Annotated in this window: 11 protein-coding genes; 7 read left to right on the top strand and 4 right to left on the bottom strand. The window is 69.8% G+C overall.

Translation table 11 applies throughout. The features are described from left to right. Nucleotides 1-264 carry a UBP-type zinc finger domain-containing protein gene (locus BM417_RS06655; protein ID WP_093588888.1) on the top strand — a complete coding sequence of 88 codons (264 nt, stop codon included), beginning with the start codon at nucleotides 1-3 and terminating at the stop codon, nucleotides 262-264. Between the two features lie 3 nt (nucleotides 265-267). On the opposite strand, the gene BM417_RS06650 is transcribed toward BM417_RS06655, so the two are convergent. Both BM417_RS06650 and BM417_RS06645 read right to left on the bottom strand, forming a co-directional pair. After that, nucleotides 268-2,214, bottom strand: a complete 1,947-nt coding sequence (locus tag BM417_RS06650) for an ABC transporter ATP-binding protein (RefSeq protein ID WP_093588887.1) — start codon at nucleotides 2,212-2,214, stop codon at nucleotides 268-270. A gap of 20 nt (nucleotides 2,215-2,234) precedes the next feature. Next, nucleotides 2,235-2,819, bottom strand: a complete 585-nt coding sequence (locus BM417_RS06645; RefSeq protein ID WP_093588886.1) for a TetR/AcrR family transcriptional regulator — start codon at nucleotides 2,817-2,819, stop codon at nucleotides 2,235-2,237. Between the two features lie 356 nt (nucleotides 2,820-3,175). Between BM417_RS06645 and BM417_RS06640 the strand changes: the two genes are divergently transcribed. After that, nucleotides 3,176-4,618 (top strand): amidase, encoded by a 1,443-nt coding sequence (locus tag BM417_RS06640; protein WP_093588885.1) that lies wholly within the window; start codon nucleotides 3,176-3,178, stop codon nucleotides 4,616-4,618. 16 nt (nucleotides 4,619-4,634) lie between these two features. After that, nucleotides 4,635-4,763: a hypothetical protein gene (locus BM417_RS49825; RefSeq protein ID WP_281251296.1), complete on the top strand. Its 129-nt coding sequence runs from the start codon at nucleotides 4,635-4,637 to the stop codon at nucleotides 4,761-4,763. A gap of 8 nt (nucleotides 4,764-4,771) precedes the next feature. On the opposite strand, the gene BM417_RS06635 is transcribed toward BM417_RS49825, so the two are convergent. Then, nucleotides 4,772-5,707 carry a DUF1295 domain-containing protein gene (locus BM417_RS06635; protein ID WP_093588884.1) on the bottom strand — a complete coding sequence of 312 codons (936 nt, stop codon included), beginning with the start codon at nucleotides 5,705-5,707 and terminating at the stop codon, nucleotides 4,772-4,774. Between the two features lie 61 nt (nucleotides 5,708-5,768). On the opposite strand from BM417_RS06635, the gene BM417_RS06630 reads away from it, so the two are divergent. From BM417_RS06630 to BM417_RS06615, 4 genes are all read left to right on the top strand, one after another. Then, nucleotides 5,769-6,344 (top strand): QsdR family transcriptional regulator, encoded by a 576-nt coding sequence (locus tag BM417_RS06630; protein ID WP_093588883.1) that lies wholly within the window; start codon nucleotides 5,769-5,771, stop codon nucleotides 6,342-6,344. Between the two features lie 200 nt (nucleotides 6,345-6,544). Next, a complete protein-coding gene (locus tag BM417_RS06625; RefSeq protein ID WP_093588882.1) occupies nucleotides 6,545-7,270 on the top strand; it encodes a GntR family transcriptional regulator in 726 nt (241 codons plus the stop codon). 58 nt (nucleotides 7,271-7,328) lie between these two features. Further along, the gene (locus BM417_RS06620; protein ID WP_093588881.1) at nucleotides 7,329-8,768 is read left to right on the top strand and encodes an NCS1 family nucleobase:cation symporter-1; all 1,440 of its coding nucleotides are present in this window, start codon (nucleotides 7,329-7,331) and stop codon (nucleotides 8,766-8,768) included. Then, a complete protein-coding gene (locus BM417_RS06615; RefSeq protein WP_093588880.1) occupies nucleotides 8,765-9,478 on the top strand; it encodes an aspartate/glutamate racemase family protein in 714 nt (237 codons plus the stop codon). Before BM417_RS06620 ends, BM417_RS06615 begins: the two co-directional genes overlap by 4 nt. Nucleotides 9,479-9,695: 217 nt before the next feature. Here BM417_RS06615 and rph read toward each other — a convergent pair whose 3' ends face one another. Then, nucleotides 9,696-12,287: a rifamycin-inactivating phosphotransferase gene (rph, locus tag BM417_RS06610; protein WP_093588879.1), complete on the bottom strand. Its 2,592-nt coding sequence runs from the start codon at nucleotides 12,285-12,287 to the stop codon at nucleotides 9,696-9,698. Between the last annotated feature and the right edge of the window lie 107 nt (nucleotides 12,288-12,394).

Here is a 12,394-nt window from a genome sequence, read left to right as displayed (position 1 = left end):
GTGGCAACTACTTGCGAACACGTCGCCGAACTGGGCGCGGAGCCCACTCCCAGCACGCTGGACGGGTGTGAGGACTGCCTGGCCGTCGGCGGCAGGTGGGTGCACCTGCGCCTGTGCCTGGGCTGCGGCAAGGTCGCCTGCTGCGACTCCTCGCCCGCCAAGCACGCCTCGAAGCACTTCGCCGACGAGGGGCACCCGATCATGCGCTCCTTCGAGCCGGGGGAGACCTGGCGCTGGTGCTTCGTGGACAACACGCTCGTGTGACCGTCAGCTCGGCACCTCGTCCAGGTACGCCTTCGCCTGGAGCGTGAACAGCTCGGCGTACCCGGCCTTGGCCGCCATCAGCTCCTCGTGCGTCCCGTACTCGGCGACCTTGCCGTGTTCCAGCAACAGGATCCGCTCCGCCTGGCGCACGGTCGAGAACCGGTGCGAGATGTACAGCGTCGTGCGGCCTTCCGACAGCTCCCGCAGCCGTGAGAACAGGTCGTGCTCGGCCCGCGCGTCCAGCGCCGACGTCGGTTCGTCGAGCACCAGGATCGGCGCCTCCCGCTGGAACGCCCTGGCCAGCGCGATCTTCTGCCACTCGCCGCCCGACAGGCTGACACCCTGGTCGAACCAGCGGCCGAGCGGGCTGTCGTACCCCTGGGGCAGCCGCTCGATCCGCTCGTCCGCGCCGGCGCGGCGGGCCGAGTCCTCGACGTGCGGCCGGTCCTCGAGCCGCGTCAGGTCGCCGAGGCCGATGTTCTCCGCGGCCGTGCCCTGGTACGTCACGTAGTCCTGGAACATCGCGCTGATCCGCGTGCGCAGCGCGACGGGGTCGTACTCGCGGATGTCGACGCCGTCGAGCAGGATGCGGCCGCCGGTCGGGTCGTAGAGCCGGCAGAGCAGCTTGAACAACGTCGACTTGCCCGCGCCGTTGCGGCCCACCACCGCCACCGTCTCACCGGGCCGGATCTCGAAGGTGACGTCGTCCAGCGCGGGCTCCTCGGCGCCCGGATAGCTGAAGGTCACCGAGTCGAACTCGATGTGACCCTCCACTGTGGACGGCATCGGCCGTGGCGACGCCGGCGCCGTGATCTCCGGCTTCGTGTCCAGGAACCGGTACAGCGTGTCGAGGTAGAGGTTGTTCTCGTACATCCCCGAAAGGGCGGTGAACAGCCCGGACACCGACGTCTGCACGGACGCCGCCGCGGCCGTGTACAGCGCCAGGTCTCCCAGCGTCAGCCGTCCGCCGACCGCTTCCAGCGCGATGTACAACGTGATCGCCGAACCCGCGAACGTGCTCAGCAGCCCCCAGGACGTCGAGCTGATGTTGCGGTTGACCGTCAGCTTCCGCTGTCGCTCGTAGGAGACGGTGCCGAGCCGGCGGAACCGGTCGACGAAGTACGGGCCGAGCCCGAACAGCTTCGTCTCCTTGGCGTAGGTGTCCGTCGTGACCAAAGAGGACAGGTAGTCCATCCGGCGCTTGATCGGCGACATCATGAAGGTCAGCCAGAACGCACGGGAGCCGTACTTCGACTGCGAGATGAACGCCGGGATCGGCGCCACCAGCGCGACCAGGGCCAGCAGCGGGCTGATCGAGACGAGCAGCGCGATCATGCTGCCGAACGTGATCAGCGTGCGCAGGAGCCCCAGCGCGGAGTTCATCATCGACAACGGCCGCGTCGGCGCTTCCTGCGCTGCCTGGCGCAGCATGTCGTACGACGTCGAGCCCTCGAAGTACGCGAGGTGCAGGTCGCTGGCGTGCGCCATCACCCGGTGGCGGATGGTCAGCGTCATGCGTTCCTGGAGCAGCGACTGCGCGATGGACGTCAGCGCGCTGCTGACCGCGGTCGCGGCGAGTACGCCGAACTGCAACAACGCGACCTTCGCGATGTCACCCGTGGTGCCGGTGTGCTGGATCGCCGCGACGACGGAGTCCAGCAGCAGCTTCGCGATGTACGCGGTCGCGGTCGGCAGGAGCCCGGACAGGAGCGTGATCAGCGCCAGGAGGACGGTCAGAATCGGGCTGGCCTGCCACGTCAGCCTCGCGACCTTCGGCAGACCGCGGACGGTGCCCGCCACGGACGTCTTCGCGCGCTTCAGCCGGGAGCGCAGGTCCTTCGGTTCGTCGTCCGGTTTCGGTTCGGGAATGTCGACCGGTCCGGTGAGCCCGCTGTCCGGCACGGTCGTGGCGCGCCGCCGACGGCCGCGCCGGCCCAGCACGAACTCCATGCCGCCCCCACCACCCGGCATCATCCAGCCTCCACGGCGCCGTGCAGGAAGAAGTCGACCACCTGGCGCGTGGTGGGCGCGTCGACGTCGGCCGCCAGCCGGCGGCCGCCGAACAACAGGGTCAGGAAGAGGGAGGCGAGCTGCTCGGGCGGCAGCCGCAGCCGATCCTGCTCCGGCGTGAACAGCTCGACCATCGCCCCGCGGATGGCGGCCATCGACTCGCGGCGTCCGCCCTTCCGAGTGCCGTCCTTGAGGCGCTGTTCGGGGTCGCGCCGCTTGACCCGGCCGGACGCGTGCAGCGCGCTCATCAGTGCGCCCATCCGCTCGAGGTGCGCGCCGAGCGCTTCGGCGGCTTCGACGAGCCGGTCCTCCAGGGGCTGGTCAGCGGGGATCTCGGCGATCGCGTCGAGCACGTGATCGGGCCTGAGCGCCTCGGCCGTGCAGGCGTCGAACAGCTCGTCCTTGTCCTTGAACGCGCGGAAGATGGTGCCCTCGCCGATGCCGGCGGCGCGGGCGATCTGGCTGCTCGTCACGTTCGCGCCGTGCTCGATCAGGAGCGGCAGCACCGCGTGCACGATCATGGCGCGCCGGTCTTCCGCGCTCATGCTCGGCGCTCTTCGCCGAGTCTCCGATGCTGGTGTCATGCACCCATCTTGCGGAGTGAGTGCTCACTCCGTCAAACGAGTATCGGCTGCGGGGCGCCGACGTCTTCGCCCTCCGGCTGTCCGGCCGCCTGCGAACCGGGGCTCGGTGAGCGCTTCGGCAATTGCCCGCCGGCAAACGACGTGGTGAGACCTCCATCCTGTTGCGCGATGCGTAGTTCCATGGCCTGGGTGGGGGAGTTGGCCACTTTCGGTGCTGTGACCTGCGGCGAACCACCTTCAGTGGCGGAATTTGAGGCATCCCTGTTTCGTGAATCGGAATTTCGTGCCCTCAGTGACAGGTCTATAGCTTCGAATTCATGGAATGGAGCTTTCAGTCGGCCGAAGAACTCCTTGCCGCATTGCGTGCCGGTGCGGTGACATCGGTGAAACTGACCGACGAGGCGATCGCCCGCATCGAGCGCGACGACGAGGTGGTCAACGCGATCTGCGTGCCGGACTTCGACCGTGCGCGGACCGCCGCACACCGTGCCGACCAGGCACGCGCGAGTGGTGAGGACCGGCCGCTGCTCGGCGTTCCGGTGACGGTCAAGGAGTCGTACAACGTCGCCGGGCTACCGACTACCTGGGGCATGCCGCCGCACCGGGACTACGTGCCGGCCGAGGACGCGGTACAGGTGTCGCGACTCAAGGCCGCGGGCGCGGTGGTGCTCGGCAAGACCAACGTGCCGTTGGGGCTGCAAGACATCCAGAGCTTCAACGAGATCTACGGCACCACCAGCAACCCGTGGGACCACGGTCGCACGCCGGGCGGATCCTCCGGCGGGTCGGCGGCGGCACTGGCGTCCGGGTTCGGCGCGCTGTCCATCGGCTCCGACATCGCCGGCTCGCTGCGGACCCCCGCGCACTTCTGCGGCGTCTACGCGCACAAGCCGACGCTCGGGCTGGCGGCCGGCCGCGGCATGGTCGCGCCGTCCGAGCCGGCGTTGCCGGTCGACCTCGACCTCGCCGTCGTCGGTCCGATGGCGCGTTCCGCCCGTGACCTCACGCTCCTGCTCGACGTCATGGCCGGGCCGGACCCGCTGACGCTCGGCGTGGCGCACCGGCTGGCACTGCCGCCCGCCCGTCACGAGCGGCTCGGCGACTTCCGGGTCCTGGTCCTCGAGGACCATCCGCTCATCCCGACCGGGTCCGCTGTGCGCGCGGGCGTGCACCGGGTGGCCGCCGCGCTCGTCGACGGCGGCGCCCGCGTCGAACGGCACAGTCCGCTGCTGCCCGACCTGACCGAAGCCGCGACGCTCTACACGCAGCTGCTGGTTTCGGGCTCCGTCGTGCGCTTTCCCGTCGAATCGCACGAACTGAGCGCGGACGACCAGAGCCTTGACGCCGTGCGGCTGCGCGCCATGGTGTGCAGCCATAGTGACTGGATCGAGGCGAACAACCGCCGCGAGGTCCACCGTCACGGCTGGCGGCAGTTGTTCGCCGAGTTCGACGTCGTGGTCTGCCCGATCACGCCGACGCCCGCGTTCCCGCACGACCACGACCCGAATCCGTTGGCGCGGCGCATCGACATCGACGGCGTCGAGCACCCGTACTTCGACCAGCTCGTCTGGGCCGGTCTGGCCACCATGCCCGGCTTGCCCGCCACCGCCGTACCCGCGGGCAGGTCGCCCGAGGGCCTGCCGGTCGGAGTGCAGCTCATCGGCCCGATGTTCGAGGACCGCACTCCGCTGCGGCTGGCCGAACTGCTCGAGCAGAGGATCGGCGGCTTCCATGCACCGGAGAGAGGCGCCGGCAGGTGATCGCCAAAGTCCGTTCGTGGCCCGCGATCGTGCTCGCCGCCGCAGTGTGGTCGGTGGCGAGATCGGCCGACCGGCTCGCCTGGGCGGTCGCGTGCTGGCCGTCGAACCGCTCGTCCACCGCCGCTGGTACCGGGCTCCGGTGTAGCGGCCGCGCTACTCCGCGCCTTGCCGAGGGGTCTTGACGGGGCCGGGGAAGAACATGTTGGTCGTGGCCTGGTAAAGCGCGTAGTCAGGGCGTTTGCGCAGGCTGTAGTACTCGGCGGGGCGCGCGCCGGTGTGCTTGGTCAGCGTGACGTACAGCGTCCAGGAGGCGAAGAACAGGCCCAGGGTCAGCAGCGCCCACACCAGCGGCGTGGTGTCGTCGAACCGGGCCGGCAGTGACGGCAGCGCGAGCAGCACCAGGGCGTTCCACTGCATCCACTGGAAGAAGTAGTTCGGGTGCCTGCTGTAGCGCCACAGCCCTCGATCACAGGTACCCCGCTTGCCGCCGGCGGCGAACCGCTGCTTCTGCCGGTCGGCCACCGACTCCAGCACGTAGGACGCGGCCCACAGGACCAGGGCGGCCCAGAACCAGACGGACAGCGGCCGCTGGTCGTCGGCGGCGACGACGAACGCGGGGACGGCCAGCACCGACGCGTTCGCCAGTCCCTGCAACCAGATCTCGTACTGGACCGACCACGCCTCGCTGCGGAACCCCTGCCGCTCCCAGCGTCGCCGCTGATACAGGTACCGGGGGAGTTCGACCTTGGTGGAGCCGGGCGTCCACCAGCCGTGCTTCACGGTCATCACCAGGCTCCACAGCCCCATCCGCGCCCCCATGGCCAGGTAGGTGAGCGCGACCGCGACCGTGGGAACGGTGAGCTCATCGGCCGTGAACAAGGTGACCAGGCCGATGGCCACCAGGCCCCACGGCCAGGCCACGTCGACGTACGACACGTGCCGCGTGAGGTGTCCCGGGACGGCCGCCGCCAGGGTGAACAACACGACCTGCGCCACCAGGTTCCACCAGGCCGGCCCCGCGGTGCCCGGATCCAGCAGCAACGCGACCCCGACCAGGGCGAACGGCAGCATCGACCAGACCCGCCGCATGCGGTCCTCCTCGCGCAGGGTGAGACATTCTTTCTGATTGTCTCAGTGAGACACTTTATACATGCTGTCTCACGCCGCGGCCAACGTGAACCTGACCACCGAGCCCGAGGTGGATCCGGTCATCGCCCACGCGCTTCGGCAGTTCCTGCGCGAGAGCCGCATCGACATGGGCGAGCTCGCCACCGAGGCCGGTATCGGCCGGGCCACCCTCTACCGCCGGCACGGCGATCGCGACCGCGTGCTGGGCGAGGTGCTGTGGGCCATCACGCAGAGAGCGTGGGCGCGCCTGTGGCGAGCCAGCCCGGAGCGAGGCATGGCCAGGGTGATCGCGGTGCTGGACCAGGCGATGCGCGACACCGTCGCCTCGCCCGCGCTGCGCGCCCTGCTCGAACGCGACCCCGAGACCGCGCTGCGAGTGCTGACCTCCCAGCAGGGGGTGGTGCAACACCGCCTCGTGGCCGGACTGGCTGACCTGATCCGAGCCGAACGAGGCGACGACGCGTCGGAGATCCCGTCGACCAAACTGGCCTACGCCGTGGTCCGGCTCGCCGAGTCCTTCTGCTACTCCGACGTCATCACCGGCGCTCCGCCGGACATCGACACCGCCACCGAGATCATCCGGAAACTCCTCGCCTAGCGACGAGGCTGACCGAGCCGAGCCACCGCGGTGACGACGCCGAGCACCCACGATCGAAGGTCCTCTGTGGACCTCTGCTGTGCGGAACCCCGTTGTCCTGCACTGCCCGCGGGCACGCTGAGCGCCGGTCCAGCGATCGAGGTGTTCGCTGACGACGGTAGGAAGTAGGACGGCGGCCCTCCCGGCGCTACCGTGACCGGATGCGCGCGCCCAGGAGACGATCGATCGTGGTGGCCAAGCTGGAGGCCGACCGCGGCGGTAGTGCGCAGGCGGCCATCCTCACCGAGCTGCGCCGGTGCCTGCTGGACGGCGTGCCACCCGGCAGCGCCATTCCGCTCGACGAGGTGGCCGCTGTGTTCGGCGTGAGCCGGATCCCGGTGCGGGAGGCGCTCAAGACGTTGATCGGCGAGGGTCTGGTCGAGCACCGGCCGAACTTCGGCTACACGGTCGCGAAGCTGACACCCGAGGAGTTGCACGAGCTGTACGTGGTTCGGGGTGTGCTCGAAGCCGCCGCGCTGGGAGCGGCGGTCTCGCGGGCGCAGCCGTCCCACGACGACCAGGCCCGTGCCGCGCACTTCGCACTGGCCGACGCGCTGGCGGCGGGTGACGTGCGGGCCTACCACCGGGAGAGCCGCCGGTTCCACCTGGCCCTCGTCCGGCCGAGCGGGATGAAACGGCTGCTGGACATGTTCGAGTCGGCCTGGAACCTCACCGAACCGTTGCAGCCCATGGCACACGTGCCCGAGGCGGAACGCGTGACGCTGCACGCCGATCACGAGGGCATGCTCGCGGCGTTCGTGGCGCGGGACGCGGCGGCGCTGGTGGAGGCGGCCCGGACGCACCACGACCGGCTGCGCTCGTCGCTGGCGGCGGTGCCGAGGGACACCGGCCTGTTCGCGGACGGGGAAGATATACGTTTCCCGTAGCAGCCGGGAAACAACTCCTTCCTACGGTGGCGTCACCCCACCAGGCAGGAGTGCGGCGATGACAGCGACAGCAACGAACGCGGAACGCAAGCTCGCCTACGACCCGAGGCTGACCAACGCCGATCTGGCGCCCCTGGAGAAGCAGACCTGGGGCTCCTACAACATCTTCGCGTTCTGGATGTCGGACGTGCACAGCGTCGGCGGGTACGTCACCGCGGGCAGTCTCTTCCTGCTGGGCCTGAGCGGCTGGCAGGTGCTCGTGGCGCTGGTGGCGGGCATCGGCATCGTGTACTTCTTCTGCAACCTCGTCGCGAAGCCGAGCCAGCAGACCGGCGTGCCGTTCCCGGTGATCTGCCGCAGCGTGTTCGGGGTGCTCGGGGCGAACGTGCCGGCGGTGATCCGCGGACTGATCGCGGTGGCCTGGTACGGCATCCAGACCTACCTCGCGTCGGCGGCGCTGGACGTGGTGCTGCTCAAGCTGTTCCCATCATTGCTGCCGTACGCGGACGTGCAGCAGCACGGCCTCCTGGGACTGTCGGCGCTGGGCTGGGCTTCGTTCACCGTGCTGTGGCTGCTGCAGGCGGCCGTGTTCTGGACGGGCATGGAGACGATCAGGCGGTTCATCGACTTCTGCGGTCCCGCCGTGTACGTGGTGATGTTCCTGCTCGCCGGTTACCTGATCGCCCGCGCGGGCTGGGGCGCGATCGACTTCAACCTCGGCGACGTGCGGCACACCGGCTGGGCGTCCCTGCCGGTGATGTTCGGCGCCATCGCGCTGGTGGTGTCGTACTTCTCCGGCCCGATGCTGAACTTCGGCGACTTCTCCCGTTACGGCAAGTCGTTCGCGGCGGTCAAGCGCGGCAACCTGCTCGGCCTGCCGGTCAACTTCCTCGTGTTCGCCGTGCTGGTCGTGGTCACCGCCTCGCTGACCGTGCCGGTGTTCGGCGAACTGCTGACCGATCCGGTCGCGACGGTCGCGCGGATCGACAGCACGTTCGCCATCGTGCTGGGAGCGTTGACGTTCAGCATCGCCACGATCGGCATCAACATCGTCGCCAACTTCATCTCGCCCGCGTTCGACTTCTCCAACGTCAACCCGCGCCGGATCAGCTGGCGCGCGGGCGGCATGATCGCGGCTGTCGGTTCGGTGCTGATCACGCCGTGGAACCTCTACCACAACCCGGCTGTCATCCACTACACGCTGGAGACGCTGGGCGCGTTCATCGGCCCGTTGTTCGGTGTCCTGATCGCCGGGCACTACGTCGTGGGGCGGCAGCGGGTCGACGTCGACGACCTGTTCACCATGTCTCCCACCGGGAAGTACTGGTATCGCAAGGGGTACAACCCGAAGGCGATCATCGCGACCGCGGCCGCCTCGCTCGTGGCGATGGTGCCGGTCCTGGTGCCCGCGCTGGCGGACGTCGCCCCGTACAGCTGGTTCGTCGGCATGGCGCTGGGCTTCGCGTTGTTCTCGCTGCTGTCACGGGTAGACCGGTGAGGATCCAGGTCGTCAATCCCAACACCAGCGCGGCCATGACCGAGACCATCGGCCGTGCGGCCGCCGCGATCGCCGGGCCGGGCGTGGAGGTGCGGACCACGTGCCCGTCGATGGGGCCGGCGTCGATCGAGAGTCACTACGACGAGGCGCTCAGCGTGCCGGGGCTGCTGGCCGAGATCGCGTCCGCACCGGCCGACGGCTACGTGATCGCCTGTTTCGGTGATCCGGGTCTGGAGGCCGCCCGCGAGTTCGCGGACGGTCCCGTGATCGGCATCGCGGAGGCGGCCATGCGCACCGCGGCGTGCCTGGGGCGGGGGTTCAGCGTCGTCACGACGCTGGACCGCACCCGCGGCCGCGCCTGGGACCTCGCCCACCGCTACGGCGTGGCCGGGTTCTGCCGCGGTGTGTCGGCCTGCGACGTGCCGGTGCTGGAGGTGGAGGCCGCGGTGGACGCCGTGGCCGCCGCGTGCCGGACGGCGGTCGCGGCAGACCGCTCGGACGTGGTCGTGCTGGGGTGCGCCGGCATGACCGCACAGCGCGCCGAGATCGAGCGCCGGGTCGGCGTCCCCGTCGTGGACGGTGTCCAGGCAGCGGTGCTGCAGGTGGAGTCCTTGGTGCGCATGGGTCTGCGGACGAGCGCGGCGGGTGAGTTCGCCCCGCCGCCGCCGAAGCCCTACTCCGGCCCGCTCGAACCGTTCACGACAACCTGAGCGCTCCTCCACTCCGGCGCCGCACGCGATCGACGGCTGGGGCTGCTCCGCCATTCCCTGACGATGGCGGAGCACGCCCACATGAGCGTTCGGCCGCCGGAGGCCGCACGTCGACGGGGTCGCCTGCGCGACGGCTACCGGGCCGCCGGCCGGTCCAGGGCCCGCGCGGAGGGTTCTTCTCCTGGGACGGCACGACTGTGCCCTGGTGACGGCCTCGCTACGGCGTCGGAAGGATCTCGACGAACCCGTCGGTCCCGTTCACCCTGATCCGCTGACCGTCCTGGATCGTCCGGGTGGCCTGGTCGACACCGACGACCGCGGGCAACCCGTACTCCCGCGCGATCACCGCGCCGTGCGTCATCATGCCGCCGACTTCCGTCACCAGGCCCGAGATCGCCACGAACAGCGGTGACCAGCTCGGGTCGGTGAAGGCGGTGACGAGGATGTCGCCCGGTTCCAGGTCGGCGTCCGCCACGTTCACGACGACGCGTGCCCGTCCTTCGACGGTCCCGCCGGAGACGGCCAGGCCGGAGAGCGCACCGGCCGGCAGGTCGTCGCGCCGGTGGCTTCCGGTGATGGCCTCGCCGTCGGAGGTGAGCACGCGCGGGGGAGTGAGCACCTCGTACGACCTGAAGGCCTCCCTGCGCTCGCGGATGATCTCGCCGTAGCTCTGGCCGGTTCGCGTCAGCTCGTGAAGTTCTTGCAGCGTGAGGAAGAAGGCGTCCTCTTTGGACTCCAGCAGGCCGGCGCCGGCGAGGCGTTCGGCTTCCTCCAGCAACGCCAGCTTGTAGACGAGGTAGCGGCTGATCATCCCGTACTTCGGGTACTCGCGATAGCCGATGAACGTGCGCACGCGGTCGATCATCCGCTTGGTGTCGGCGGCCTTCTGCTCGCCGTCAGGGAGAACCAGCAGGCGTTCCAGGACCTCCTGCTCCTTCTTCCACGCCTCCTGCCGGCCCTGGTCGAAGCGGCGCTCGGCGGCGCCCTGCTCGAAGTTCCGGACGTTCGTGAGGATCATGGGCAGGAGTGCGGCGGGGCTCTCGCTCCACCGCGTCCTGGTGATGTCGATCTCGCCGACGCAGCGCGCGCCGTACTTGCCGAGGTAGTCCTGGATGGCGTCGCGTGCCTCCCGGCCGCCCGCCAACCTGGGCAGGTCGTCCAGGAAGTCGCCCTCGACGCCTTGCAGGAACGCGACGACCTCTGGGTGCGGGCGGATCGCGTCCGCGACGTCGAGCAGCGCCAGTCCCATCTCGGACGTGACGTTGTGCGGGGCGGACAGCGTCAGGGTGTCGGCGGCGTTCTTCTCACCGAGCCAGTCGAGCAGGTTCTCGTTGAGCCACCAGGTCGCCTGCATCCCGGCCATGATCACCTGGCTGCTGCGCGGGTCGAACAGGATCCGGCGCAGTTCCTCGAAGTCGGCGAGGACGAACTCGAGCAGGTCCGGTCCGGACTTCCCCCGGATCTCGCGCCTCAGCACGGCGACGGACGCCTCGGCGTTCCCGATCAGCTCGGTGACGAGGTCCGGATCGGTCTCGATCTCGGCCTGTGCGGTGCCGGGGAACGACGGTCCGGCCCCCTCGCCCGCCGGGACGAATCCGGCGCGGTCCAGGACGGTGCGCAGGGCGTCGCCCATCAGCGGATCGGCCTTGTCCGCGACTTCCAGGAACGCGTCGCGGCTCTGGGGCGTGGCGAGGATTCCGGTGACGTCGACGAAGAGGCGTCCTGCCGCCACCGCCATCGGCCTGGGCGTCGTGAGCTGCCAGACGGAGAGGCCCAGCGGTTTCATGGCGTCGGTCATCATCTGCTGGTGGCCGACCGAGACGTAGACGTGGTTGTCGTCGTCTGAGGTCTCCGGGACGGGGAACAGCGTCGTGATCGGCCTGCTCTGGACGATCTGGAGCTCGTCGCCGGCCTGGCACCACTCGATGTCCTGGGGCCTGCCGAAGTGCTCCTCGATGCGCCGGCCGAGTCGTGTCAGGCGCACCACCTGCGCGTCCGTCAGCGCTGGTCGCCGCTGCCACGCGGGGTCGATCGCCTCTTCGCGCGTGCCGCCCTCGGGTACGGCGCGGAGGGCGAGGTGCTTGGTGGCCACCGTCTTCTCGATGATCTCGTCGTCGAGGACGCGGTACACGTCCGCGTTCACCAGACCCGACACGAAGGCCTCACCGAGCCCGAAAGCGGCTTCCACACACGAGATCCGGCGGCTGGACGTGACGGGGTCGGCGGTGAAGAGTACGCCGGCCGAGTCCGGGAAGACCATCTGCTGCACCACGACGGCCATCCGCACCTTGCGATGGTCGAAACCGTTGCGCAGCCGATAGGTCACGGCGCGCTCGGTGAACAGCGAGGCCCAGCACCGGCTGACGTGCCGCAGGACCGCCGCCGTCCCCACGACGTTCAGGTACGTGTCCTGCTGGCCCGCGAACGACGCGGTCGGCAGGTCCTCCGCGGTCGCGCTCGACCGGACCGCGCAGGGGGTCCGCTCGCCGAGCCGCGCCAGCGCGTCCGTGATCGCCGCCGTCACCTCGCCGGGCACGACGAGACGCTCGATCTCCTGACGTACCTCAGCACTCCGCGCGGCGATCGCCTCCCGGTCGTCCGCGGTGAGGAGCGCCAGCCGGTCCAGCCGCTCGCCGATCGACGGCGCCTCCCGCAGGACCCGGTCGAACGCCTCCGTCGTCACGCAGAAGCCTGGAGGCACCTGGACGCCTTCGACTCGCGAAAGCTCTCCCAGGTGCGCTCCCTTGCCGCCGCAGAGCGAAACCCGCGTGCTGTCGACTTCAGCGAGACCGACCACATAGCCGCTCATCCGGTCACTTCCCCCGATTCCCCGTCTCGCCCGCACTGGCACGAGCTTTGCGTCAGGCGGCAGATTCTGCGCGACGGACGGGGTCTTGCCGCAAGCCCAGGGGTGCG

The organism is Lentzea waywayandensis, assembly GCF_900115955.1.
Classification (GTDB): domain Bacteria; phylum Actinomycetota; class Actinomycetes; order Mycobacteriales; family Pseudonocardiaceae; genus Lentzea; species Lentzea waywayandensis.
The sequence above is the reverse complement of the archived record's forward strand: the minus strand, read 5'-3'. Positions and strand labels throughout refer to the sequence as shown.